Annotated in this window: 23 protein-coding genes and 4 pseudogenes; 12 read left to right on the top strand and 15 right to left on the bottom strand. The window is 40.5% G+C overall.

The window, feature by feature from the left end:
- From LEP1GSC060_RS20325 to LEP1GSC060_RS09520, 3 genes and pseudogenes are all read left to right on the top strand, one after another.
- Positions 1-677 (top strand): annotated as a pseudogene (locus LEP1GSC060_RS20325) (hypothetical protein); the annotation flags it as partial.
- Between the two features lie 277 nt (positions 678-954).
- Positions 955-2,478: a hypothetical protein gene (locus tag LEP1GSC060_RS09525; RefSeq protein WP_003001658.1), complete on the top strand. Its 1,524-nt coding sequence runs from the start codon at positions 955-957 to the stop codon at positions 2,476-2,478.
- A 569-nt stretch (positions 2,479-3,047) separates the two neighbouring features.
- Positions 3,048-4,732: pseudogene (locus LEP1GSC060_RS09520) on the top strand (LIC_10190 family membrane protein).
- Between the two features lie 165 nt (positions 4,733-4,897).
- Here LEP1GSC060_RS09520 and loa22 read toward each other — a convergent pair.
- A complete protein-coding gene (gene loa22 / locus LEP1GSC060_RS09515) occupies positions 4,898-5,485 on the bottom strand; it encodes an OmpA family outer membrane lipoprotein Loa22 (protein WP_003001928.1) in 588 nt (195 codons plus the stop codon).
- Positions 5,486-5,621: 136 nt separating this feature from the next.
- On the opposite strand from loa22, the gene LEP1GSC060_RS09510 reads away from it, so the two are divergent.
- Entirely contained in the window at positions 5,622-6,560 is a 939-nt protein-coding gene (locus tag LEP1GSC060_RS09510) for an RluA family pseudouridine synthase (RefSeq protein WP_036096021.1), read from the top strand.
- On the opposite strand, the gene LEP1GSC060_RS09505 is transcribed toward LEP1GSC060_RS09510, so the two are convergent.
- From LEP1GSC060_RS09505 to LEP1GSC060_RS09490, 4 genes are read right to left on the bottom strand one after another with little or no spacing between them, the layout of a single operon-like run.
- Positions 6,529-7,371 carry a carbon-nitrogen family hydrolase gene (locus LEP1GSC060_RS09505; RefSeq protein WP_003001661.1) on the bottom strand — a complete coding sequence of 281 codons (843 nt, stop codon included), beginning with the start codon at positions 7,369-7,371 and terminating at the stop codon, positions 6,529-6,531. The two genes, LEP1GSC060_RS09510 and LEP1GSC060_RS09505, sit on opposite strands and share 32 nt — an antisense overlap.
- Entirely contained in the window at positions 7,368-8,195 is an 828-nt protein-coding gene (locus LEP1GSC060_RS09500; protein WP_003001788.1) for an SDR family oxidoreductase, read from the bottom strand. Before LEP1GSC060_RS09500 ends, LEP1GSC060_RS09505 begins: the two co-directional genes overlap by 4 nt.
- Positions 8,192-9,220 carry an SPL family radical SAM protein gene (locus tag LEP1GSC060_RS09495; RefSeq protein ID WP_003001727.1) on the bottom strand — a complete coding sequence of 343 codons (1,029 nt, stop codon included), beginning with the start codon at positions 9,218-9,220 and terminating at the stop codon, positions 8,192-8,194. Before LEP1GSC060_RS09495 ends, LEP1GSC060_RS09500 begins: the two co-directional genes overlap by 4 nt.
- A complete protein-coding gene (locus LEP1GSC060_RS09490) occupies positions 9,192-10,067 on the bottom strand; it encodes a 5'-methylthioadenosine/S-adenosylhomocysteine nucleosidase family protein (protein ID WP_036096006.1) in 876 nt (291 codons plus the stop codon). Before LEP1GSC060_RS09490 ends, LEP1GSC060_RS09495 begins: the two co-directional genes overlap by 29 nt.
- Before the next feature lie 75 nt (positions 10,068-10,142).
- Here LEP1GSC060_RS09490 and LEP1GSC060_RS09485 point away from each other — a divergent pair, with 75 nt between their 5' ends.
- Entirely contained in the window at positions 10,143-10,457 is a 315-nt protein-coding gene (locus LEP1GSC060_RS09485) for a YkvA family protein (RefSeq protein WP_036096019.1), read from the top strand.
- Positions 10,454-11,275, top strand: a complete 822-nt coding sequence (locus tag LEP1GSC060_RS09480) for an inositol monophosphatase family protein (RefSeq protein WP_003001873.1) — start codon at positions 10,454-10,456, stop codon at positions 11,273-11,275. Before LEP1GSC060_RS09485 ends, LEP1GSC060_RS09480 begins: the two co-directional genes overlap by 4 nt.
- A 225-nt stretch (positions 11,276-11,500) precedes the next feature.
- Here the strand turns inward: LEP1GSC060_RS09480 and LEP1GSC060_RS09475 are convergent, their stop codons facing one another.
- Genes LEP1GSC060_RS09475 through LEP1GSC060_RS09460 form a run of 4 tightly spaced genes read right to left on the bottom strand, consistent with a single transcriptional unit; the run spans position 11,501 to position 15,987 of the window.
- Positions 11,501-12,898 (bottom strand): glycosyltransferase, encoded by a 1,398-nt coding sequence (locus tag LEP1GSC060_RS09475; RefSeq protein ID WP_003001992.1) that lies wholly within the window; start codon positions 12,896-12,898, stop codon positions 11,501-11,503.
- Positions 12,882-13,931 (bottom strand): glycosyltransferase family 4 protein, encoded by a 1,050-nt coding sequence (locus tag LEP1GSC060_RS09470; RefSeq protein ID WP_003001906.1) that lies wholly within the window; start codon positions 13,929-13,931, stop codon positions 12,882-12,884. The genes LEP1GSC060_RS09475 and LEP1GSC060_RS09470 overlap by 17 nt, the downstream gene beginning before the upstream one ends.
- Positions 13,928-14,986, bottom strand: coding sequence for a glycosyltransferase family 4 protein (locus tag LEP1GSC060_RS09465; RefSeq protein WP_003001770.1), 1,059 nt, complete (start codon positions 14,984-14,986; stop codon positions 13,928-13,930). Before LEP1GSC060_RS09465 ends, LEP1GSC060_RS09470 begins: the two co-directional genes overlap by 4 nt.
- Entirely contained in the window at positions 14,983-15,987 is a 1,005-nt protein-coding gene (locus tag LEP1GSC060_RS09460) for an LIC_10202 family protein (protein WP_003001705.1), read from the bottom strand. The genes LEP1GSC060_RS09465 and LEP1GSC060_RS09460 overlap by 4 nt, the downstream gene beginning before the upstream one ends.
- A gap of 84 nt (positions 15,988-16,071) precedes the next feature.
- On the opposite strand from LEP1GSC060_RS09460, the gene LEP1GSC060_RS09455 reads away from it, so the two are divergent.
- Together LEP1GSC060_RS09455 and LEP1GSC060_RS09450 are read left to right on the top strand one after the other, a co-directional pair.
- Complete coding sequence (locus tag LEP1GSC060_RS09455; RefSeq protein ID WP_003001880.1) at positions 16,072-17,025, top strand: GDP-mannose 4,6-dehydratase; 954 nt, start codon at positions 16,072-16,074, stop codon at positions 17,023-17,025.
- Positions 17,026-17,194: 169 nt separating this feature from the next.
- Positions 17,195-18,343, top strand: a complete 1,149-nt coding sequence (locus LEP1GSC060_RS09450; RefSeq protein WP_036096017.1) for a serine hydrolase domain-containing protein — start codon at positions 17,195-17,197, stop codon at positions 18,341-18,343.
- 337 nt (positions 18,344-18,680) lie between these two features.
- Here LEP1GSC060_RS09450 and fliE read toward each other — a convergent pair whose 3' ends face one another.
- The 3 genes from fliE to flgB form a co-directional block, all read right to left on the bottom strand.
- Positions 18,681-19,064 (bottom strand): flagellar hook-basal body complex protein FliE, encoded by a 384-nt coding sequence (gene fliE / locus LEP1GSC060_RS09440; RefSeq protein WP_003001858.1) that lies wholly within the window; start codon positions 19,062-19,064, stop codon positions 18,681-18,683.
- 2 nt (positions 19,065-19,066) lie between these two features.
- Positions 19,067-19,528: a flagellar basal body rod protein FlgC gene (gene flgC / locus LEP1GSC060_RS09435; protein WP_003001718.1), complete on the bottom strand. Its 462-nt coding sequence runs from the start codon at positions 19,526-19,528 to the stop codon at positions 19,067-19,069.
- Between the two features lie 66 nt (positions 19,529-19,594).
- Positions 19,595-20,026 (bottom strand): flagellar basal body rod protein FlgB, encoded by a 432-nt coding sequence (gene flgB, locus LEP1GSC060_RS09430; RefSeq protein ID WP_036096003.1) that lies wholly within the window; start codon positions 20,024-20,026, stop codon positions 19,595-19,597.
- Between the two features lie 118 nt (positions 20,027-20,144).
- Here flgB and LEP1GSC060_RS09420 point away from each other — a divergent pair, with 118 nt between their 5' ends.
- The 4 genes and pseudogenes from LEP1GSC060_RS09420 to LEP1GSC060_RS09400 all read left to right on the top strand — a co-directional run bounded on the left by LEP1GSC060_RS09420 (position 20,145) and on the right by LEP1GSC060_RS09400 (position 23,178).
- Complete coding sequence (locus tag LEP1GSC060_RS09420) at positions 20,145-20,435, top strand: STAS domain-containing protein (protein ID WP_003001948.1); 291 nt, start codon at positions 20,145-20,147, stop codon at positions 20,433-20,435.
- 221 nt (positions 20,436-20,656) lie between these two features.
- Positions 20,657-21,004: an LIC10301 family lipoprotein gene (locus tag LEP1GSC060_RS09410; RefSeq protein WP_155119659.1), complete on the top strand. Its 348-nt coding sequence runs from the start codon at positions 20,657-20,659 to the stop codon at positions 21,002-21,004.
- Between the two features lie 55 nt (positions 21,005-21,059).
- Complete coding sequence (locus LEP1GSC060_RS09405) at positions 21,060-22,118, top strand: tetratricopeptide repeat protein (protein WP_003001708.1); 1,059 nt, start codon at positions 21,060-21,062, stop codon at positions 22,116-22,118.
- Positions 22,119-22,288: 170 nt separating this feature from the next.
- A pseudogene (locus tag LEP1GSC060_RS09400) lies at positions 22,289-23,178 on the top strand (hypothetical protein).
- 144 nt (positions 23,179-23,322) lie between these two features.
- Here the strand turns inward: LEP1GSC060_RS09400 and LEP1GSC060_RS09395 are convergent.
- The 3 genes and pseudogenes from LEP1GSC060_RS09395 to LEP1GSC060_RS20830 all read right to left on the bottom strand — a co-directional run bounded on the left by LEP1GSC060_RS09395 (position 23,323) and on the right by LEP1GSC060_RS20830 (position 25,205).
- Complete coding sequence (locus LEP1GSC060_RS09395; RefSeq protein WP_003001755.1) at positions 23,323-23,739, bottom strand: YbaN family protein; 417 nt, start codon at positions 23,737-23,739, stop codon at positions 23,323-23,325.
- A 125-nt stretch (positions 23,740-23,864) separates the two neighbouring features.
- Positions 23,865-24,838: pseudogene (locus LEP1GSC060_RS09390) on the bottom strand (dienelactone hydrolase family protein).
- A 184-nt stretch (positions 24,839-25,022) separates the two neighbouring features.
- Positions 25,023-25,205: a hypothetical protein gene (locus LEP1GSC060_RS20830; RefSeq protein ID WP_155119661.1), complete on the bottom strand. Its 183-nt coding sequence runs from the start codon at positions 25,203-25,205 to the stop codon at positions 25,023-25,025.
- Positions 25,206-25,358: the final 153 nt, after the last annotated feature.

The following is a 25,358-nucleotide window of genomic DNA, read 5'->3' as shown; positions in this document are numbered from 1 at the left end:
ACACAACCGACTTTGATGCAATCAGTTATACAATCGCGAGTAACGTTCTCACGGTTACGTTTGCGAACACAACGGCTTGTCAGAAAATGATCGATGCATTAGCGGAAGATAATTTAGTTCACGGTTCTTTCACGAATTGGATGACCGGAACTCTTTTACAAACCATCGGAGGAGTTCCGGCGAATGCGACGCTTGCGATTACGGCTCTTTCCTCCGCGAGTAGAACGATCAGTTTTACTTGTGTCGCTGCAAATTCCAGCGGTTCTCTTTCGGGTGTGAAAGTTCGTTTTTACAAACACCGATTACCGGATATGACTGCGGGAACTACGATCACCAATCAGGTTCGTCATTTTTCGATGCAGGGCCGAGGATTTGTTTCCGTGATGGATGCAGACAGTGAGTGGATCGGTGGGTTGAGGAGAAGAGATCGGTTTCAGGGGCACGGACATGAGTTATATTTAAACTCCAATAACTCATCCATCAATGGAACTACAGCTATCAATTGGGGCGCTGGACCGAACTCTGCAACAAGTGCGAGTTCAAACGGAACTTCTCCCGGTAATTCAATACGTGCTGCAATTTCCGACGGAACCAACGAAACACCGCGCACAGGTAAAACAACGGACGTACGCGGTCTATCAGCATTTCCTTATGTGTTTGTAAGGAGAGTTTTGTAAAAGAAGGAATGTTTCCGTTTCAATTACACATCGATCCCGAAAAAGGAAAAATGTATATTTTAATTCTTCTGATTTATTAGAAGAGTATTTTATAAAGTGATCCAAGGGGTTGGATTGGAAATTAAATTTTTCGCTAAAAGGAATCAATGAGCGGTCGGTGCAAGAAATCGAAAGAGAGCGAATAACTACAATAGGGAACGGCATAAAATGAAAGAAAGTATTCTTTATAACGAATCAGAATCGATTTCGATCGAATTTTTACTCGGAGGAGCCATCAATGGATAAATTATCAGGAATAGAATTTCCAAACGTCGGTAAACGGGTTTTTCCGGAAGATTGGAAAAAAGAACAGGAATCAAAAAGTCAGGAAATCATCAACCGAGATCTGGAGGCTTTTGGACCGGGAATCGACTGCGGAGGAAATATCGCCGTCGGTTCCCTTACCAACAGAGTCGATCTAACGGATACTCTGATTGCCTATGACGAAAATGGCAAAAGAATCGAGATTCCGCCGACGATAGGTATCCTCGTGCCGATCAACGCGTCTTGTTCCATAGTCGTTCGACATAAGTTTCAAGAAACGGAATATTCAAATCCTCTAAACATGCCGGATGACGGCCCGATTGTTTGGAGAGATAATTCCTTTGAAATTATAGCTCGACAAGGTGTCTTGGTGTCCGGTGACGTTGCCCTGAGGGCGATTTCCACGAATGCGTCCGGTATCGTAACGTTAGGCAATGATCTAAGGGTTTATCGCGGAGTCAAAGGGCGTCGTATTAAGGATAACGAAATTATCGAAGAAAAACAAGCGACTTCCGTAAAAACAGGACTGGTTACGGATTTACATGCTGACATCGTAGCGGGAATCAATCCGGATGTGAATAATCCGTTGAAGTTCGTTAAAGCGATCAATCAGGTATATCTTTTCTTTAAGAATTTTGTAGACGTCGTTTTCAAACAGGAACGTAAATTTTTGGGTGAGATGTTTTGGATGGATGAGCTAAAGACGCCATCGACTGATTTTCCAGCGTTTTGTTTGGCTTGTCCGGATCAGTTGATCAACTCGACCGGAACGGGTGGAATGCCCGATTTGGTTTCGTATTGGTTGAATAAACCGTTTCGTTACGAACCGTTAGGAACCAACGTAACCGACTTTGATGCAATCAGTTATACAATCGCGAGTAACGTTCTCACGGTTACGTTTGCGAACACAACGGCTTGTCAAAAGATGATCGACGCATTAGCGGAAGATAATCTAGTTCACGGTTCTTTCACGAATTGGATGACCGGAACTCTTTTACAAACCATCGGCGGTGTTCCGGCGAACGCGACGCTTGCGATTACGGCTCTTTCCTCCGCGAGCAGAACGATCAGTTTTACTTGTGCCGCCGCGAATTCAAGCGGTTCTCTTTCAGGTGTCAAGGTTCGTTTTTACAAACATCGATTGCCCGATGCGATTCAAGGAACTACGATCACCAATCAGGTTCGTCATTTTACAGTTCAAGGTAGAGGGTTTGTTTCCGTGATGGATGCGGATGGTGAATGGATCGGTGGGTTGAGGAGAAGAGATCGGTTTCAGGGACATTGGCATACAACAATCGGCGGTGATTATATGAGTCAAGATATCACTACGTCAAGAAGTTATATTCAAGGAGGTGATTATGCTGGTAGTCCATTAGGAACGCAAATTGTTAAAGATGCGAAAAGCGACGGAACTAACGGAACACCGCGCACAGGTAAAACAACCGACGCACGCGGTCTATCAGCATTTCCTTATGTGTTTGCCAAAAGGGTCTTGTAAAATATAGTTCCTTCGATGTAATCAATAGTCCGCGTACCAATAATGTAGCTTTAATTGTAATAAGAGTGAGTGTGTCCTAAAACCTTTATAAAATCAGCAAGGAACAAAAATCCTAAATAGTTTTAGGACACTCTGAATCTCTCCCCGAATTGGTGGACACGGCTGTGCGTCAAAAAAAAAGGATACGAAGCATGGCTCGTAAAACACAATACGATCAAAACTTCAAAAAGACTTAAATATATGGATTAAATATTGTAACAAGAGAGAACACATCACCCGACACAAATGCTCCTTTTTTAAACAACGATTCTAACCAAAACATATCGTAAAAGACTTGGGCTGGGAAATAATTGTCTTTACTGTAAAGTTATCGTTTACTTTTTTATACACTAGCAATCAATAGAAAAAGTTATTCAAAATGAATAACGCAAAGTTCCTAAGGTTAGTCCTACGAACTTTTAAGAAAGAAACATTGATTCTTAAAAATGAAGTCTTTATTCCCAAAAACAAACGTATAGGATTTAGTTTCAAAAACAATCGCTTCTTCGAAAATCAAAACATATTTTTATATGCTCGCCATTTTAATTTCCACCGTCCTATCTTTATATGTCTTTATTTCTTTTGGAAGCGCAACTGAAAGAGTTTTGAAAGTAAAATTTCAATTTACCGATAAAGTTTTCATAGGCTTGTCCGTAGCGAACACGTTCGCATCCTTTGTATCATTATTCTTTCCGATATCCATATGGATCTTGTTGGTATTTTTGATTTTCTGTTCCATCCTTTTGTATTTTGTAAAAGAAAATTTTAAGATATTAACGTTTAAATTCATTCATAAGAGTCTCGTTCTTGTCATAGCAGCTCCCTTTATTGTATATGCACTGATCTTCTCCTTAAACCCTCCGTTTCCATACGACTCAGGGCTATATCATATTCAATCTATAAAATGGATCGAAGAGTATGCGGTTGTTCCCGGTCTTGCAAACATACACGGGAGATTCGGATTTAATCCCAACGTATTTACGATTTTTGCACTTACGTCCTTAAGGGATATTTTTAATCAAGAAATCTTTTCTGTAAATTTCACCATTTATTCAATATTAGTTTTACATTATATAAGTAGAATTCATACGATTGCAAAACGAGAAGGATTTACGAATTCGTTCTTGATAAACACAATCGCGTTTGCCCTGATATTAGATCAGATTGTAAATATATCGTCACCTACGCTCGATTTGATTTCGATTGTATTTCCTTTGTATGTTTTGACAAACCTGCCAAAAAGCGAAGATGACGGTTCGGATTTAAGTTTGAAAGATTATTTTCATCGATCATTTTGTCCGTATATACGATCAGCGTCAAATTGGCAACGGTACCGCTTCTTTTACCGGTTTTCATTTTAATGATTCAATTCAGATTTGAGAAAGATAAATTATTTCTGATAACCTCGGTTATATCGCTGATTCTTTTACCTTGGTTGATTCGGAATATCATCTTATCGGGTTATTTGATTTATCCTTTTCCCGCTATCGATCTTTTCAACTTCGATTGGAAAGTTCCGTTAGGGAATGTTATTTCCGAAAAATTAGCCATAACGGGATGGGCAAGAAATCCAGGCGAAGGATACGTAGAAGCTTCCGGGATGAAGTTTTGGGAGTGGTTTCCAATTTGGTGGAAGAATAAATCCGTATTGATTCAGCTCTTTCTAATTGTATCGCTTCTATTTCCGGCGTTGGCCTTTATTTTTAGTTTATTGAAAAAGATAAAAATAAATTTTCAAACGTTCATCATACTTTCCACTTCTTCGGTCGGTGTAATCTTTTGGATTTTTCTCGCTCCTGATCTAAGATTCGGCAAAGCATTTCTCGGTGTAGCGGCGATTTCGCCGCTCTTTTATTTAAACTTTAGAATCAAACTTCATTCGATAAACATTTTAAAAATAAAGAATCTATCAAAAATAATTCTTGCTTTTTGTTTAATCATAATCCTTGTTTCCTTACTGAACCGTAGAACTTACAGTAGGTTCAAACGATTCATTGCGGAAAATTCCGTTCTTTTGGTTCATCCTCGAAAGATTGAAACTCCTCCGAATCTGGATTTCAAAACGATTAAAGTTAATGATTTGGAAGTTTTTATTCCCGAAGCGGGAGATCAGTGTTTCGATTATAAAATCCCATGTATGCCTTATAAGAATGAAACACTTACTTTAAGAGGCAAAACTCTACAATCCGGATTTAAAAGCATTCAAAATCCATAATAAAGTTGTTTGCCAATTCGGGAAAAATAAGAACTTGTCCCCAACCAACCGATGGCCGCGAATCTCTGCGATTGTTTGGTGTTTTGAGACAAGTTCTAAATAAAAAAGGGCGGATGATTTCTCATCGGCCCTTTTGAATCGAATCGGATTTTCGGTTGATCGACTTTATTGTTGTGGAGCGGAAGTAGCGAAACGGAAGGTAACTCTTCTGTTTTTAGCGTCTTTCGCATCGAGCCCGGAAACAGGTTCGGAAGAACCGGCGCCTTTCGTAATGATACGGTTAGCGGGAATTCCTTGTTTGATCAGGGCTTGTTTAACTGCGTTTGCACGAAGTTCGGAATAAAAGATATTCCCTTTTTTAGCGCCTTCAGCTTGTTCCGGACCGATCGCATCGGTGTGTCCGGTAATTTCAAGAGCGTAACTATCGGGAAGTTTTCCAAGACCTTCTTTGATTACGGGAGCGTTTACTTTCGACCACTCGCTGAAATCACCCGCGGTAACGTCCGCCTTTTTGTAACTGAATCCGGGACGAGTCATTCCGTCGGGATATCTAAATTCCTTCACTTGTTCGTTTAAGGAATCGGCGATCGCTTCCGGAGAATTAACGTCTACGTTTCTGTTAGCTGCAGCGGACTGCTCTTGTGCTGACGGCTCCGGAGCGGCAGTTTCCTCTTTTTTTTCAGCGGAGGAGCAAAGAGTGAATGAAAATGCAATTGCACCGAGCAGAATCAGATTCAAAATCTTTTTGACCATGTTTCTATCCTTCCTTAGATTTAAGGGGTTTTGGTTTCAGTGTGTCATATTAAGGTGTAGGAAGGAAAATGGAAACTGTTTTTTTAGAGTGCTAAAAACGCGTGCAGTAAAAATCTGGAATCCTTTTTTATTTTTAATGAACTTAGAACTCAAAGCAGAGGTATTGGAAGAATTTTCCGGAAATCGATTGGATCGATTCCTGAAATGTTCATTCGGGGACGAAGTGTCCCGGGCAACCATTCAAAAATGGATCGAATCCGGGTATGTTCGCAATCAAGACGAGAAAGTTTTCGGTAAAAGTTCCTGGAAGGTAAAAACCGGAGAACAATATTTCCTTTCCATCCCGCCAAGACCTCCTCTCAACTTGGAACCGATCCCGATGGAGTTACCGGTTATTTTAGAAAGAGAGAATTTTCTAATCATTCACAAACCTCCCGGAATCGCAAGTCATAGCGGACCGGGCGATCGTTCTCCAAGTTTAGTCAACGGACTTCTCTATCACTTTAAGGAATTGTCAAAGGCAGGAGGAGAAACAAGACCCGGAATCGTACATCGATTGGATAAACCCACGGAAGGATTGATTCTCATCGCCAAAAACGATCGGGCCCACGGAAAACTTTCCGAACTTTTCAGGAAAAGAGAAATCGAAAAAAAATATTACGCTTGGGTTCAAGGACATCCTCCGGAGGAAGCGGGAACCATCGATTTGCCGATTGCAAGACATCCGGTGGAAAGATTAAAGATGACCGTATCTCCGAAAGGAAGAAGATCCGTAACACATTATAAAGTTCTAAAATACATCAACTCTCGTTCCGGAAGAAAATTCAGTTTTGTAGAAGTGGGTTTGGAAACGGGAAGAACCCATCAAATCAGAATTCATTTTCAAAGTCAGAGATGTCCGGTTGTGGGAGATTTATTGTATTCGAGAGCGGGTTCCCAATTCGAATCGTACGGATTACAACTTTTTTCCTATTATCTCAAATTCAAGGATCCGTTTACGGGAGAAAAAATCGAAGCAATTCTTCCACTCAGCGAAAGGTTTCTTAGATTTGAGAAGAACGCTCCGCTATTCTGATTCGAATTAGGTTTTGATCCTTACGATCCGCAAGAACCGGAAAATTTTCCCTATAATCCAAAATCGATTTTTTATGAGCCTTGTAAAATAGGATCGTCTCCGTGTTTTCGCCCGCGTCCTCAAAATCTCCGTTAGGCGCCACCGCAAGGGAATGGCCGTTGTGAGGAACACTTTTGTCGTGTCCCGCGATTCCGATCCGATTGACACCGAAAACGTAAGCCTGATTTTCGATCGCCCTCGTTTTTAAAATCAGTTCCCAGTGATGAATTCTCGAGGTCGGCCAGTTTGCGTGAACGGTAAATATATCCGTTTCTCCCGCGAGTCTCCGAAAGATTTCCGGAAAACGAATATCGTAACAGATAAAAGGAGTGATCCTAAAACCGTTCAGATCGTAACTTATGATTTCCGAACCGGAGTTATAGTGACGATCCTCTCCGCCGAAAGTAAACGGATGAATTTTAGAATAACGTAATACGATTTCTCCGTTCGGACTTACGACGCTGACCGTGTTGAACGGTTTTCCTTCCGGATTTTTTCGAATCCAACCCGCGCAGATCGTCGCACGAGTATCTTTTGCGATTTCTCTTAAGAAGGTTTCGGTCGAACCTTCGTCCGGTTCCGCGATCCTTTCCGATCTCATCGTAAATCCGGTCGCAAAGGTTTCGGGAAGCAAAATCAAATCCGGATTTTCGTCCGACTTTTTTTTAAGAGTGGAATGAATCAGATTTCGAACGTGTTCGTAGTTGGTTTCCCGGTTTTCCCAAGAAAGATCGCATTGTACGAGAGCGACGTTCAGTTCGCCGCGGTTCAATTTTTTTCCTCCTTCGGATCGTTTTCATCCTTCTGAACAAAAGTTTCGGTTTTGCTTTTATCGAAAGTTTCGGACTTGTTTTCGTTTTTACGAACGAAAGGTTTTTTCGAAACGCGATGGTATCGGGGACGAATCGTAATTTCGGTAAAACCTAAATTTTCCGGACTTGAAAGAGCATACTCGAACGCGTTCAAAATTTCGGAAACGTTCAGATAAGAATCCGGATCCGAATCGTTTTCGAAATCCAGTCGTTCGTAAAACTCGGTGTTTACGATGTCAGGGTTGATGCTTATCAATTTGACTCCCGACTTTCGGATTTCCTCGAATAAATTTAATCCGAAATGCCTGAGTCCCGCCTTGGTTCCGGCGTATGCGGCTCCTCGAACGGATTCTTTCAAGGCCGAGATCGAATGAATTTGAAAGATCCAACCTTTGTTCTTCTTTAAATCCCTTAGAAATAATTTCGTGATGAGAATCGGAGAAACAAAATTGACGACGAGCATCCTTTCCAATTCATCGAAAGGAATTTCCTCATGCGGAGAAAAATTACCCGAACCCGCGTTGTTTACCAAAATTTTCAGAGGAGGTTCTTTTTCTATAATATTCAATAATTTGAATTCGATTTCCTTTGTGTTCGAAAGATCCAATACGACGTGTTTATACAAAGGGGAATCTTTTAAAACGGATGAATTCGGTTCCGTTCTGGAAATCCCGATTACTTTGTAACCTTTGGAAACTAAAAATTCCGAAATCGCTTTTCCGATTCCTTGGGAAGAGCCGGTTACGATCGCCAAAGAGTAGTTAGTTTTTAAGTCGGGATTCATTCGGAGCTTGCGGGTAGTTTGTGGATTTTTTCCGGAGGAACGAAATTTTCGAGTTCTTTTTGGACGACTGCGAACATTTTTTTTTCCAACTCCTCCGGATACGATTTTACTCCTTCGCGAGTACTCATCGGAAGATAAAATAAGTAAGAATCCGGTCTGCGTTTTTTGGAATTCTTAAAATAATCCGAATTCATCCGAAAGGACCCAAGGCTGACTTCCCTCAGTTTTTCTCCCGGAATTTCCTCGAAAATTTTTCGAATCGATTCCGAATAAACGGATTTCCAATTCGGGACGTTCAAGATCGGATCGATACAAATACGAACCTGCCAACCCGCGTTCAAAGCGTCCCTGATATTTTTCAATCTGGATGAAAGTCTCGGAGTCAACGGTTCGTGTTCCTCGACCACACAATCCGGCGAAAGGGTCCAAGCGAGAATAACGTTCGAAGTCGGTTTCAGATCGGAGATGGATTTGAAGTTGGCGCTTTTGGTTCTGATTTCAACGATTAGGTCCGGATTCGAATTCGCAAACAAAATCCATTCTTTACAATATCCTAATGTATTTTCCAAAGCCAAAAGATCCGTATCGTAAGAAATACAAAGATAAAGGGGATTTGAAAGTTTGAGTTGTTCCTCGGTTTTTCGGATGTATTCTTCGTTGTTTACGAAAACCACCAGATTGGCGGAGGAATACATTCCTTGAAGATAACAATAAGAACAGTTGTAAGGACAATTCAAAACAAGAGCGTTGTAATAAAAGAATTTATAACCGAAGTCGGGAGCGACTCCCGAACCGGAATACAAAAATTGTTCTTTCCGTTTTGCTAATATGAGTTTCGGACTTCTTTTCTGGGCCTGAAAATTTTGAGAGGAGGGATTGAATACTTCCTTGTAGGAATCGATCGGGATCGTAACCGACTCGGGAAATTTGGAAAGAATCTCCGAAGTTTTCGGATGGTCCTTTGCGGAATCTTCCACATAAATATGAGAGAATCTTTTAGGACTGATAAAATTGTTTGAGTGCATGTAGTCCCTTTTTACCTTCCTCTCTCGTTTTGACTCCGATTTTTTCCGAGTTCAAGATCCCGTTTTGACTTTTCAAAATAGCAAGACCTTGTTTGGGAGAATTTCCGGTTCTGATTTTATAACCGATCATCCAGTCTTTCAACTGAATCGTTTCCGTTTCCGATAAACGTAAAATTTCGATTATATGCAAAAATGCGGATGTTTCATCCGGTTTTAAATCGATCTCGGCGCTTCTCGACACGGGGATTACAAGAATCGAATGAATTTTAGGAATCGTATCTTCGATGATCCGCGAAATCTTATCGGAAACGTTTGTTTCTCGGGAAGATTCCAATTTCGTAAAATGATCCGAAACCGTTTTTACGATCCGAATCCTATCCGAAGAAAAGAATTTTCTGGAAGCTTGAAAAAAACCGAAGGCTTCCATGTCGACTAACGTGTCCGGAAGTTCGGAAGTTTCGTTTTCGAATACGGGTTTATCTACGGTTAATAAAGGCGATTCGAGGATCGGAGATTTAAAAAGAATATCGGGATAAACGCTTTTGGACGAACCTTCGTCCGTGATTTTATGGATCAAAAAGGATTCTCCGATTTTGGAAAATACTTTCGGGGCGCCGCAGGTTCCGAAGTTCAAAATCCAGGAAGAATCTATGATCGAATTTTTGAATTCGTTTAACAAAAATGCGACGGACATGGCCGAATGAATTTTGCCCGTTCCGGAAACGACCAACGTATGACTTTCGTTTTGGAAGACCGGAAAGGGGGTTTTGTCCCGGAAAATTTTCAACCCCAACGTTTCGATCAAGGGTTTCGCTTCCGAGAAAAGTGCGACGGAAATAAAAATCATCTTTCTTTCTTGATATCCGGACGTAGAATTTGGGACAAGAGAGAAATCATCGATTTAAAAGAAAAGGAACCTTTTATGGATTTGATTGAAAATGTAAAAAGGGAATTTTGGCCGAAATTAAAATCCGTAATGTCCAAAATACCGTTTACGGAAGATCTTGTGGCCCTTTATTATTCCATGATGGATTCGGAAACACCTCTTCGAACCAAACTTATCATCGCGGGGGCACTCGCTTATTTTATTTCTCCGCTTGATGCGGTTCCGGATTTTATACCGGGCGCGGGATTTCTGGATGACGCGGGAGTGATTGCGGCCGTACTGGCAAGTGTTCAGTCCGCGATTCGAGAAGAACACAGAGAAAAGGCCAGAAAATTCCTGGAGAAAGAATGAGCTTAGACAACGAAATCAAAATCAGATACGAACATTTCCTGAACTTTGTTCCCAAGGTGATGGAATTTTTGGCGACCACTCAGGAAGAGGCCGATCTTGAAATTGTTTACAAAGGAGAAATCGATCTCGTAACGAAAGCGGATCAGGGATCCGAAAAGAGAATCATAGACGAAATCGAAAAAATGTTTCCCGAGGACGGTATCTTAGGAGAAGAAGGAACCGATAAAAAAGGAAGTTCCGTTTTTAAATGGATCATCGATCCCCTGGATGGAACTATCAATTATTCTCATAAACTTCCTTTGTACTGCGCATGTATCGGATTGGAAAATCAGGAAAACAAGGAGGTTGTAATGGGAATCGTTCCGCTTCCCGCGATGAACGAAATCTATCATGCTCGCAAAGGTTACGGGGCGTTTAAAAATCAAAAACGAATCGCCGTTTCGAATACGAAAGTTCTGAAACAATCCTTGCTCTGTACGGGATTTCCGTATGATCGAGAAAAGAAAATCGATCGTCTTATGTTTTTTTATAGAAACTTTTTATTGAAGACGAGAGGCGTTCGAAGAACCGGAGCCGCCGGACTTGATCTTTGTTGGGTCGCGGAAGGGAGGTTCGACGCGTTTTGGGAAGAGGGTTTAAAACCTTGGGACATGGCTGCGGCGTCCGTGATTCTTGCCGAAGCGGGGGGAAGGATGTCGACATACGACGGTAATACGTTTACTCCTTATATACCGAACTTAGTCGCGAGCAACGGACACATTCACGAAAAGATGATGGAAGGAATGGGAATGGGGGATTATCTTTACGATTTGAGTTAGGATCATCTCATAAGTAAATTATAATAGAGTGTAACGAAGTCGGTAGCTTAAACTAAAGTGTTGTTTGCCCGGATGTCGATCCATAGAGAGGCGTTTAGTAAGTTCGACGTTGGTTTTATATCCCGTATTTCGTAAGGTTTTAGGATAAATTTTTAATATAACCCCAATTTTGCGGACAATTATTTAATTTGAATATATAAAATTCATAAAGTATAAAAAGATATTTTATGAGCCCGCGTATTTTTTCTGAATCGTTCTATCGATCAATCGCAGCAATTTTTCCTTAACGGTTTTCGGATTAAAATTTTGTTCCACGTATTTTTTTCCGTTCGCGCCCATTTCGATCGATTCATTCGGGTGGTCCAAGATGTAATCCAAGGTCGCAAAAAAACTTTTTCGATCGGAATAAAAAAGTCCGCCGTTGCTTCTGAGGCAATGTCCTTTGAGAACGTCCGATCTACCGTTAACGAGCGCCGGTTTTCCGTTTAACCAAACTTCCATGAGAACGATGGAAAAACTTTCCAAAGGGGAGGAGTTGATCAAACACGCGCAACTCTGAAGAAGTTCGAGTTTGATCGGTTCCTCTACGAACCCCAAAAAATCTATATTTTGATTTTCTAATATTTTGCTCGGGATTTTGGAGACGATCTTTCCGGCGATTTTGAGTTTGTGAGGAAATTCCGTGTTCTTTTTCCATTCCACGAACCATTCCGCCATTTCCAAAAAACCCTTACCTTGATCCACGCGACCGACGTAGAGTAAAAAAGGGACCTCCTTAGAAGCGGACGAAATTGTTCTCGTATTGGAAACTTTCGAACGCTCTTGCGAATTCGAGCTTTGTATGTTTTTGGAAGAACTCGAGGTTTTGAAATTTTCGGATGGATTTGAACTTTCAAAAATATTAAACTTCCTTTTTGAAACCGATTCGTCCCAGTATCGATCCAAGTTGAGATTCATTCCGATGATAGAATACGTACTCGGTTCGTATCCGAGAACGTTACGAAAAACTTCCAATTCTTCCGGGGTGTTGAACGAATACGAGCTTTGGTCCGTTAGAACTTCCTTATATATCGGAAGATAAGCCGCCGCCTCGTCGTGAAACGTAGGAATTACGACGGATTTTTCGGCGACCAAAGGTAACCCGAAGACCAAAGGATAATAAAGATAACTCACAAAGAAAAAAAGGTCGTACTCGCTTTTTCTAGATTCGATAAATTGAATCAGTTCCGGAACGTAAGGGCCTTGTTCCCGTAACCAGTGACGGACGTTTTCCTTGTTTTGATGAGCCAAAATCTTTTTGGAAAGCCGATCGAATTTTTCTATGTTTCTTTGTTTTTCAACGGTGAACCGAAGAACCTTATATTTTCCGCCTAAGGAAGAGGATCTTTTTTCGAAACGAATCGGTTTGGAAAGATTTGTTCCTTCGTGAAATAAATTTTTTTCCTCGATCGGAATCGAATTTTTCCAAGTGATATAATCCAAACTGCGAGTCGTTAAAACCGTGATTTCGAAATCCGCGGCCAACAATTCCACGAATTGAAAGATGAGTTTTTCCGAACCTCCGGAAACCTGGTCCGAAAAAATCGGAGAAACGACCGCGATTTTTTTAAGAGAGGGTTTCAATGGTTTTCTTAAGAACGGATTTCGAATTCGTTTTTTTGAATTCTTTCAAACGAATGTCTTGGTTTGTTAAAATTTTATTTTGAAAGGAAAGATCGGTCAAAATCTTATCGAGCAAAATTGCAAGGTCCGGAAATTTTTTTTCCGTAAAAATAATTCCGGCGCCGTTCAAAGTTTCGGGAACCGCTCCTCCGGAATATGCAAGAATTGGAATTCTATGAACCATGGCTTCAATCAAAGGAACGCAGAAGCCTTCGTGTTCGCTCATGGAAACGAAAACGTCCGCTTCTTGATAGAGATTGTTCAATTCGACGTCGGAAAGAAAACCGGTGATCAACACGTTTTTTCTCAGATCGTAAAAGTCCAACATCCTTTCCAATTCTTCCCGATAAAGATACAACTCCCTCGAACTGAAACCCGCGAGATAAAATTGAAATCGATCCGAGATCATGGATTTATACGCGTAAGCAAGTCGGATTAAATCGTCCTGTTTTTTATTGGGAGTGATCCTCCCGACAAATAGGAACTTCTTGACGGGAGAATTGGACCTTTCGATTTTCGGGAAATTTTCGGAAAGTTGATACGTGATCGGAAGAATTCCTACATTCTGAAATTCTAATTCTTCCAATTCTTTTTGATTGAACTTGGAAACCGCAAAGACGAGATCGAATCTCTCTTTCATTTTTTTTAAATCTTCTCTTCCCTTTTTTAAAAGGTAACTCATTTTTAAGTCGTAGAACTCGAAAAAATGATGCGGAGTCACGTTATGATAAATCAGAACTCTGGGAGATCTGAAACTTCTTAAAAAATCGAAAACTCCCGAATGAATCGAATGATGATAGAATAAAATATCTTTCGGAGATTTACCGTATGTTTTATATTTTTTTACGAAAGGAAGTTTGGACGCGCCTATATTTTCGGAAAATATATCTCCTTTATATTCCAAATCTCTTAAGTAGTTTCGGATCTCGAGCATTTGATTGCTGATCGCATCGCCGGGATTAAAACCGGCCGAAAATTGCTGAACCTGTCTCATACCAGAACTTTCTCTCTGAAAAGGTTCTCGAACGGAAAGGAATTGTATTCTTCGACGATCTCTTGTTCCTTTTCAGAGATTCGTTCTCGTAACGTTTTTTTTTCCAAAAGGTTATCGATCAAACCTGCGAGCAGGTTCATGGCGGCGGAGGATTTATTTTTGAAAAGAATTCCCCCGGTTTTCATCGTTTCCGGAGTCGCCGCGGCGTAATAAGAGATCACGGGAATCCCGGCTCCGAACGCGTCCAAAACGGGAATGTTGAAACCTTCGTGTTCGCTCATACAAACGTATAAATCCATGGAGTTAAGAAAGGATTCCATTTCGGCGTCGTTCGCGTTCAGACGGATTTGAACGTTCCCCGTCAGTCGTTTGCGTAAGATAATATTCTTAAGAAAATTATAATATTCTTGGAAAGCCCGGGGAACGTTTCCGCAGATCAGGAGTTGAACGTTTTGTCTGAGTTTTAAAATCGATTCGAGTAATTCCAAAAGGTCTTCCGTTTTTTTATTGGGCGAAATCCTTCCGATAAATCCGATCGTAAATTCTCTTTTGTCCTTTGTGATTTTTTCCCGAATCGAATACTTTTTTACGATGGGAAGAACGAGTGTGTTTTCCGCTCCTAGGGATTGTAGGAAGTTCGCATTAAATCGGGAAGAAGGTAAAAACAAATTCGTTTCGTTTTTAAGCGAATACAATTCCAACAGGGAACGTTTTTCTTCGAGTTGAAGGGTGTTGTAAATTTCAGGACTTACAAAATTCTTAAAGTAACTCGCCGGAGTAAAACTCTGATAACGAAGGATTTTTTTTCCGGGAAGATTCCGGAACCAATTCAGAGGATAACCGGAACCTCCGTAGTTCAGTATGTGCACGTCGTTTCGGGAAAAACGGGAAGAAGTCGGATGAACTTCGATAGGAAAAGATTCTTTCGAAAAATTTTTGAGACAAACGACTGAGTTCGAAACTCCTAAGTTTTCGAGGACGTTTCTAATTCCTTTGATGTCGTTTCCGATTCCGTCTCCGTCCCGAAATTCGGTTACGTGTTGATAAACTTTCATTTTCGAAACGAAAGAACGGTGAAACCGTCTTCCGATTTTTTTTCTATGATGTTCCTAAAACCGAGTTGTTTGAGATAGTCCCGGATCAGAGGTTCCTGAATTTTAGTGAGTCTCAAGGGCAAAAACGGAGAAGGATAATTGGAATTCTCGTTTGAAAATCGGAAACGAATTTCCGTTCCGGATGAAACGTGGAGGCTGAGAGCTCTGAGGGTCTTTTCAATCAGCCAATGAGGATGAATCGATAAGTTTTCATATATTATAACTTTAGAATATTCTGAACAATCTTTCGGAATCGATCCCGGCTCTTCCAGTTTGACGTTTATCGTTACCGAATTTCCGATAAATTCCGAACAGGATTTGTTCCAACTGACCGAATCGAATTTGAAACCCGATTTTAAAAGTTGTTTGAGTATTTTTCCCCAACCCGGAGATAAAACTAAAATTTTTTCGGAAGGATCGATGGATTCCAATAGGAAATTTTCGCTTTCTTCAACCGAATCTTCCGAGTAAAGATTTTCGTTGGCCCAAAGAAATTCGGGTCTGACTTCTTTTCCGACGGCTTGGTTCCATTCTAAGAATTCGGAATAAAAAGATTCCATCTTTCTTTTTAGATTTTGATTTTCGCAGCGGATTAAAATCAATTCGTGTAACACACTGTAGAAAGCGCGGGTTCTGTTTTCGGAAAGTTTTTTATCTAAAAAAGAATAGAATTCCGCAAAACGAATCAAAAGCCATTTGAGCGGTCCGCGTACGAATCGAAGTTTAGGATTGGAAAATTTCGGAGGAGCGATTCCTTTTTCAAAAAGATGGGCGATTTCCGCCGGATCGAAATCTCTGTAACCCTCCGGACTTGGGGGTGAGAATTTCCAATGAGTGAGTTTTTCTATATCTTCTTTTGTGGAAGGATTTTTCTTGAGCTTGGATTCGATTTCTTCCATGATCTCGCGCACGTTGATCCTAGAATCTCTGATTTCGAATAGTTCCTGAAATTTATCTTCCATGCTCAAAAGGGGAGAGAATTTTATTCGATTGTTTTTTATTCATTTTCTAAAACAACAGTATTTTTACGGAAAAGCAAGAATTCTATGAAGTGCCTTATTACGGGAGCGGCAGGGTTTGTAGGCGGTTATCTGCTGAAGGAATTAAAACATTCCTATACCGATTTTTTAGGGATCGGAATTCAACCGGGACCCGATAGAGAAGGTGATTTTGAATTTCCTAGATCGTATCGATCCGTAGTTTGTGATATACGAAATTTAGATCAGGTTCGTTCCATCGTTCATGAGTTTTCACCGAACGTTGTCTTTCATCTCGCCGCACAACCTTTTGTTCCTAAGGCGGTGGAAGATCCCGGTGAGACGTTGGACATTAACGTACACGGAACGTTGAATCTATTGGAATCTTTACGTTCCCTAAAAAAGAAAATTCGTTTCGTTTACGTTTCCTCTTCCGACATCTATGGAAACGTTCCCGAGTTTTGCCTTCCCGTTCAAGAGTCCGTCTCTTCTTCTCCTCTCAATCCGTATTCTTCCTCGAAGTCTTGTGCGGAAATTTATTGCCTACAATATCATCGATGGATTCCCGAACTTGAAGTTGTCATTGCGAGACCGTTCAATCATACGGGTCCTAAACAAAGTCTTAATTTTGTGATTCCTAATTTTTGTTCACAGGTTTTGGAGGCTCTTAAACGCTCCGAGTCCGAAAGAAAAATTCTAGTCGGAGATCTATCGTCTACGAGGGATTTTTTGGATGTGAGGGACGTTGTGCGCGCGTATCGGATCCTGGCCGAAAAAGGGAAACCCGGAGAAATTTACAATATTTGTTCCGGCAAGGAAGTCGTAATCCGAGACGTGTTGGATAAAATCATTTCCGCTTCCGGTACGAAAATTCCAGTGGAAGTCGATCCTTCTCGTTTTCGTCCTGCGGAAATGAAACGTCTTTTCGGAGACAATAACAAACTTCAACAACTCGGATGGGAACCTAATTACGATTTAACGGATACGATTCGGGACGTTTATCAGTGGTATCGAACGATTTGAACGGTTCCCGGCGTAGCCCGGGAAATTCGACGGTATTTAAGAAAACCGATATATTCCTGTTTTATAATATTCGTTGCATAATGATTTTTCACGAAATCGATCGATCATTTTATCCGCCGTTTTTGTCGCAGATCGGGTTCCTAACGTTTATCCGCCGGTCTCTGAAATTATGAAACGTCCTTTTCTTTTTCCTTACACGATCATTCTATTCTGTCTTTGTCAATGCGGGTGGAACATGAAAAATCAAACCTTGAACGAACAGGCAAAAATAAAAGAATATTTACGAGCGGAAATCGAAAATAATAAGTTTCCTGCGATCCAATACGTAGTTGTTTCCGATTCCGAGATATTTCAGTTTAACGAAGGCCTTTCGAATGTTTCGGAAAATACTCAAATCACGAATGATACGACGATGATGATTTATTCGATGACAAAGGCGATCACGGCGATTTCGATTCTTCAATTGGTCGAACAAGGAAAAGTATTTCTCGATGATTCGGCGATTCAATATATCCCTGAAATTCCTTACGGAAAAGAAGTGACGATACGCCGTCTTTTATCCCAAACTTCCGGAATTCCAAATCCGATCCCTTTGCGATGGGTTCATCTTAGAGAAGAGCACACAACTTTCGACGAACAATCGAGTTTACAATCCGTTTTATCCGCGTATCCGGAATTGGAATTTAAACCGGGACAAAAATATCGTTATTCTAATATTTCCTATTGGTTGCTCGGACGAATCGTCGCAAAAGTATCGGGACTTTCCTTTGAAAATTATGTGCGTAAAAATGTTTTTCAAAGATTGAATCTCAAAGAACACGAAGCGAATTTTATTATCCGGGATTCGTCCAAACATGCGAAAGGATATTTGCCCAAATGGTCGATCTTGGATATTCTGAAATCATTTTTAATCGATAAAAAATTTATAGGCCCGTATGAAAACGGCTGGTTGCTAATTAACGATCATTATATGAACGGGCCTTCTTTTGGCGGAATGATAGGCTCCGCATATGCTTTCGGTTTGATCCTTCAGGATTTGTTGAAGGATCATTCCAAACTTCTCGGAGCGAACGGAAAAAAACTACTTTTTGAACCACAACAAAATCTCGCGAACAAACCGGTAGAAATGACCTTAGGTTTGCATATTGGGTCTCGGAATAAAAAAGAATACTACTTTAAGGAAGGAGGAGGAGCCGGATTTCACTCTGAAATGCGTATCTATCCGAAAGAAAAGATCGGGACCGTTCTTATCGTAAACAATGGAGCCGCCAACGCCGATTCTTTGATGAACACATTGGACAATGTATTCTTGAAATGATTCGAGCTTGTTTTGTTCTCTAAAATAGAAGTTCCGGTAAAATTTTCAAAAATCCATTCTAAATTAACGTGAGTTGTTCGTTTGAACTCAATGTTGCTGCCTGCGGTCGCAACATAAGGAAAAAATCGCAAAAAGATTTCTTTGATTGAAAAACAAATCCGAATTCCTTTTTCAAAACGGACTGCGGAAGCCGCCTAAGATGGATCAAAATATTAATAAATTCTAATGCTTTGAAATCAAGGAAGATTTTTGCGGTCGTACGAAATTTAAATGTTACGTTGGAAAAAATCTCAAAGTTATCGTACTGAAGCCGCAACCGCGTTTTGCGGTTAGGTTTTTATCTCAGAGAAGTGAGCTCTCTGTAAGCGCGGACGACACCGTCGGCGATCGTCTTTGTAAACGTCAGAGCGACTCTCGCTTTTTCGGAAGCGATCATCACTTCGTGAGCGTCCACCGAGTTCGGATCAAAAACCATTTTCTGAGTCATTTCATCCGCGTCGACTTGAAGATCGTTCACCGAAGTCAGCGCATTTTTCATGGCTTCCGAAAAACTTTCCGCGACGTAATCGGGAGAAACGGGTTGTTTTACGTCTTTGTAATGTCTTTCTTCCGTAATGGATACGTTTACCTTATCGCCTTTCGGGCTGAGAGGATGCGCTTTGCCTCCGTTGTAACCGGAGTTATACGTATACCAAAGAGAAGAATTAGAATTGATTTCCATGATTAAGCTCTACCTATTTCCAAAGCCTTGTTGAACATCGCTTTAGACCCGTTGATCATTTGTACGTTTGCTTCGTAGGATCTGGACGCCGAAATCATATCCGTCATTTCCGTTACGATATTGACGTTAGGCATCTCGACGTATCCTTTTTTGGGACCGATCTGAATCGAGTCCGGGTGAGTCGGATCGTAAACCAATCGAAGAGGGGTCATGTCCTTTTCGATCTTCATCACCTTCACACCTTTTCCTTCCCCCGGAGAAACTCCGAACGGATACACGGGACTATTCCATCTGGTTCGGAGATTGATCGGAGTCATCACGACTCGGTCTCTTCTAAAAGGACCGTCCCCGTTCGTATTGCGAGTTGTAGTCGAGTTTGCTATGTTATTGGAGATAACATCCATTCTCAATCTTTGAGCGGATAAGCCGGTTGCGGAAATATTGATCGATGAAAAAAGTCCCATGTCTACTTCCTAAAGTGTAAAAGTATGTCTCATTAAAATAAATTCAAGAAGATTAAATCCGAATTTTTAAGCCATTCTCATGACCTGTTTGATGTCCCTGTAGTTTTGATTGATTCTTTCGGACATCATCATGTATTGCATTTGAGAATTGGAGGCTTCCACAACTTCCTTTTCCACATCTACGTTATTTCCGTCCGCTCTCATCGTCGTTAGGTAGTCGATGTTTGCTTTCGGTTGAACTTCTCGATAATCCAAGGGTTTGAAGAATTGAATGTGGCGTTCGTCCGAGATTTGGGTCGGAGCCTCTTTGATTGCTTCGATTTTTTCGGATTCGATCGCTCTTTTTATCATCGATTCGAAGATTACCTCGGATCTTTTGAAATGAGGAACGTCCGCGTTCGCGATATTGTCCGAAATCACTTTTCTTTTGAAAATAGAGTTATTCATTCCTCTTTCCAGCAGATCCTGGGTTTTCATAAAATGGGTTTTCTCAAACATTATTTTTCTCCCCTCCAAAAAATCGGTTGAATTTGCGATTTCCAGGAGAGATTTTTTGAGTGAAAAAGTTTTTTTCCGAACTTACAAAAATATACGGAAAACTTTGAAATGAATTTTCATGTCGGAAACACCCGAAACAATCGAAATCACTCCGGATCTTGCGACCCTCTTTAACGATTATTATGCGTTCAGGACGGTGCTCATGGACGCAGTCGCTAAAAAACCGAAAAATATCGTTCTCAATCTGGGTGGTATTCCTATGATGAATTCCGTTGCCATCAGTTCTTTAGTCTGGTTCTTAAAGAATGCCCGTTCGCAAGGTATTTCCTGTACGATCAGCGCGATTCATCCCGATCTTCTCAATACGTTCGAGATTCTAAACTTAAAAGAATATTTGGACGCTCAGTAATTCCCCCGAATTGCAATCCTTAGAAAGCAATTCATTGAATGCAGAGGGCAACTCGCTGAGTTTTTACTTTATCGAATGCCAAGTTGAGGAACTCAGTATCACAATTTTCTACGGGTCGCCGTGTCAGATTCTTGCGAATTCTTTTTATCTTACGGAGTTCTTCGTTTTGTTCGAAACGATTTTCATTGGACAACAAGAGCCGGATCTCTATGTTTGAATCTATGAAAAAAATCGTCCTCATTTCTTCTTTGATTCTGTTCCTATTCGCCGCTTGTAAAAAAAAAGAAGAGTTGATTTTGGGAAATTGGGCAAAGGTCAAAGAATGTTCCGAAAAAGGGGAATGCGCCGATATAAATAAGGAAAAAAGAAACCGTCTCCAAATTTTTCCGCAGGGTCTTGCAAAGTACGACACTTTTCATCTTACGTATAAAATGCAAGGAGACGATATCCATTTCAATCTGGCCGATCTTGCGTTTGAGTTGGAGTATAAAATCCTAAACGTGAACGAAAAAGAATTACGACTTCTTAATAAAAAAACCCACGGTGTAGAGTATTTTGAAAAAAACTAATTCGTATAACACTTTCATTTTTTCCTGAGTGATTCGGTTCGGATAAAAGGAACGTATGAAACGTATCTTTCATTTACTCCTATTGTTGTTCTTTTTTTCGTGTGTTCTTTTTGCAAACGACGAAGACGAAAGTTTTCCCGACAATTCCGCCTCCAATCAAGATAACGTTCCTTTAAGCCCGACCGAGGCCGCTCGACGTAGGGTTCAAATCGCCGCTTTGAACACGGAGACCGTAAATCTCATCCGCGCCAACAATCTTTCCAAAGCTTCCGTTAACATCGATAAAATCAAAAGATTGGATGGGAATTCGGTTGAATATCATTATCTGAAAGGTTCTTATCTTTACGCGCAAGGCAGATATCCTCAGGCGAAAACTTCTCTTTTGAAGGCGATTCAGATTCATCCGGGTCACGACCCTTCTTACTATTTGTTGGGAATGGTTTTTGTTCAAAGAAACAAATGGGCGAGGTCCCTGGAATACTTTCAGAAAGCGGTGGAGCTTTCCAATTACAATCCGTTTTATAGAATCAATTTGGCGCTCGCTTACTTTGAGACCGGAAATTATCTTAGAGCCAAAGCGGAAGCGGAAAGAGCGATTGAGCTCAAACCGAATTTTAGGGCCGCTAAACTTCTTCTTTTAAAATCCAATTTTCTTTTGGGCAACAAAGCGGACGCTTATTCTCAGTGTGTGGACTTCGTTAAGGAAGGATTTGTTTCTCGGGAATATATGTTGATCCATGCAAGACTTGTAATGGACATTCATCAGAATTACAGAAAGGCGATTAAGATTTACGCTCAATACGGGGAACTCCCTTTTCAGGAGAAACGATTCTTAGCTCACGCGTATTACAATACCGGAAACTATCGCGCGGCGGCGGCGACCTATCAAGCTGTGGTTCAATTGAAAATCGCCGATGAAGAAGACAAAATCGAATACATTCGTTCTCTTTCCTTCATCAAAGATTATAAAAGATTGGAAACGTTTGTGACGTCATGGCTTCAGGAGGAACCGGATAAACGAAGAAAGGTTCAAGAGGCTTTGGATATCGCCGAACTTTTGAAAGAAAACGATTCCAAAGTTTTCCACATGTTTCCTTCCCGTTCGCCATACTGAGCGCCGCGCCCGACAAATCTTTTTCGATTGAACGCCTAATACAACGAAGTTATTTTGGCGATCTCGTATTTTAAACAATACTTATAGAGCAGGTAGAAACTTGAAACATTTTCCGAAGATTTTTTGCAAAAATTCGATAGAAAAATCCTGATCGCAGACATGCTTTTGCAATATTATTTTTTACTTATACATGGTATATCTTTTCTTTTCCTCCTGACTAAAGATTAGGATTTCGTAACATTCCGTTTTGGTTTGCCTATCTCGTCGTTTGTGTCGGATTTATTTCTATTTTTTCCAAACTTCTCTCGTTTTTTATGGAAAAAAGAAAAGCAAAGGATTTTTCCATAGCGATTATTTTGTTTTTCTTTTCGATCTATTATTCAATCGGAATTTATAATCTATACTATTGCTTCTTTCAATTTCGATACGTTTTTTATATTTGGGAATCACCGATAAAGGTTTGGAAGAAACGTCTTCTGAATCGATTCAAAAAGAATTTAAAAAAAATTTGAGAGAAATGATTAAATCAGCTCAAACCGATACAACGGGCGAAAGAGAACAAATCGAAACTCTTCCGAGTAAAACGGAATATAAGGACGACGGATTTTTTCATACATTCACCATTCGTTGGATGTCGTATCTTATGTTGATTATGTTATCTATCCCTATATATGTATCGATAGGTTATATATTTTTTTATACCGGTTATGAAAGTTTATTTTTATATCAAAATAGGAACCCTACGATCTTAGAAATTATCGTTATGCTTTTTTTTCTATTCGGAATAACGGGTATTGTTTTGATTTCGTTCAATCAAACCGTTATCAAGTTGAATCGCGCTTCCTGTATCATTTACAATTCCCCGATCCGGCGGCGGCCGATCAAAAAATTGGAACTGACGTCTTTTAAAGACTATTCTATAAAAGAAAATCCTACGTTTTTCGGGAACGAACTTTGGGCGAAAGATTTAGAAAATAAAGATATATTTATGGAGAGATTTGATTCCTACGATCAGGCGATTTTTTTTAAAAGATTTATAAAAAACATAACGCAACAATAGAGTAGAGTGATGAAACATTATAAAAATAATTCGATCCAAAATTACAAAATCATTGCGAGATTTTGGAAATCAATGATTTCAAATTAAAAATACATACGCCTCTGATCCGGAATTTTGTCGAAACGTTAGACGCGTTCCTTGATTTCAATTCTTCCGTTTTGTAGGAATCCGTATCAAATAGATCACGACGAGAATTCCGATCAGACAAACGAGAAACTTCACCGCTAAAATCGGAATAAAAAAGAACACGCTCGTTCCGATCGTCACAAAAATCATGGAAATCGCTATGATCTTGGCTCTCAGAGGAATCATTTTGTGAATTCTCCAGTCGCGAATGTAAGAGCCGAAGTATCGATTGTTCATGAGCCAGTTGTAAAATCGATGAGAAGCCCTTGCGTAACAGGCTGCTGATAAAAGCAGAAACGGCGTGGTGGGAAGAATCGGCGTGAAAATTCCGATAATCCCCAAAGCCAAAGAAACGGAGCCGGCGATAAAGAGTAAAAACCGAATGATCTTCGATCGATGCAAACGGACCTCGTCGCTGTAATCTTTTTTCTCCATATGGAATAGAATCGATATCGTATATTAGAATTCAATTCTTTATTAAGAAATGATACATTACCGTTTTCGTATAAGTTTGTCCGGCGGTTCCCGTTTTTCCGTATGACAACTAATCTCCAGAAACCTCAAGGATTGTACAATTGAAAGAAGTTAACCGCTTCTTGATCCGCGTTCGGTTTTGCCGCCACGTCGTTTGCGTCGAATTTGGACGATACCACCTTGGCCTCGTCAAAGCTATGATGTGTGTTCGGATAAACGGTCATTGCGATCGAGTTGTTGGTCGCTGCGCTTGCGCCTAATGTTTGTGCTCTTGAGATTCTTGTATTACAATATCCGCCAGTATAAAGCGGGTCCGCGCCCGCCGCGAGAATCTTAATATGCGTGTAAGGCAGATAAGTACTTGTGGAAATTCCCCCGAATGCGTTATTCAATCCACAACCGGGATAGAAGGAAATTACGGCCTTAAACGGCCTTTGATTTTCGGAACGATATTGCGAAGTGGAATTCGTATCGACCGTGGAGAACACGCTGCTTCCTCCGTGAGACCATCCGAGTAAAACGATTCGATCGTTGTTGACGATCTTGGATCTTTTTACATAGTCTAACGCCGCGTAGGCGTCGGTCGGTCTGTCGGTTACTTCCGAAGTTCCGACGTTGGCTCCGTTACTACATTGATTTTGAGGAGCGTTTCTTGAGGTAAAACTATCGATTAGGAGAGTAGCGTAACCCAAATCCTTTCCTCGATCGGCCCATTCCGTATAGAGCGAAGAAACACCTTTGGTTGTGTCGCTATTTGAATGTGCTCCCGCACAACCGTGCATCATAACGATCAACGGAAACCGTCCCATTCCCGCAGGTTTTGAAAAGTAAGCTTCCAAAACGAATTTTTGGGTCGGATTATAGATTTTAAATTTATAGTTTGTAAGTTCCGCTTCTTGATCGATTAACACGGGGCCTGAGATTAACTTTGAATCTCCATTTGTTGCGCGATCGCAACGGAAGCTGCCGCTAAAAGTAAAGCTGAGTCTTCGTTTGAATTTTTACAGTTGAAAAGAAAAAAGAGAAGGATCAGTCGTGGATTGATTCTAAGTGACTTCATGTGAGATACAACAAGCTCAAGGGAAAATCTTTCGTTGAAAATGAAAAATACTTGAAATTGTCAAAAAGTGAACACGACACAAAAAAGGACGATTACAAAAAAATAATTCGAGTATGAATGGTAAGCTTTGTTTCAGATGATTCGAACTTCATCGCGTAGTAGCTTTTCTGTATAGCAAATCGTTTTAATGCGAATTCTTAAATATACATTTTTCCCAAAGATCGAAATAAAAAAATACATTTCCCGTGTTGATTTCTTTGGGACGTTCGCTTTCGCTCAACCATTGTGATTCTAAAAATTGCTTAGGAGAGGCAATTATATCGCTCCAGTTATGTCCTGGAAAAACCGTCAATTCATAATGGCTCATGTCCCAAGAACCATAAGTATTCAATTCGGGTAACCAAACCAATATTCCATCGGGCTCATAGCTTGTTGATGCCAAAAGGATATCTAATGCAAGCAATTCATAATATCCCTCTTTTTCTTCGTTTGGATCTATTTTATGAATGATTTCCGCAAC

Origin of the sequence: Leptospira weilii serovar Ranarum str. ICFT (assembly GCF_000332415.1) — a bacterium.
GTDB classification, from domain to species: Bacteria; Spirochaetota; Leptospiria; order Leptospirales; family Leptospiraceae; genus Leptospira; species Leptospira weilii_A.
This window is presented reverse-complemented; position numbering and strand designations above follow the sequence as displayed.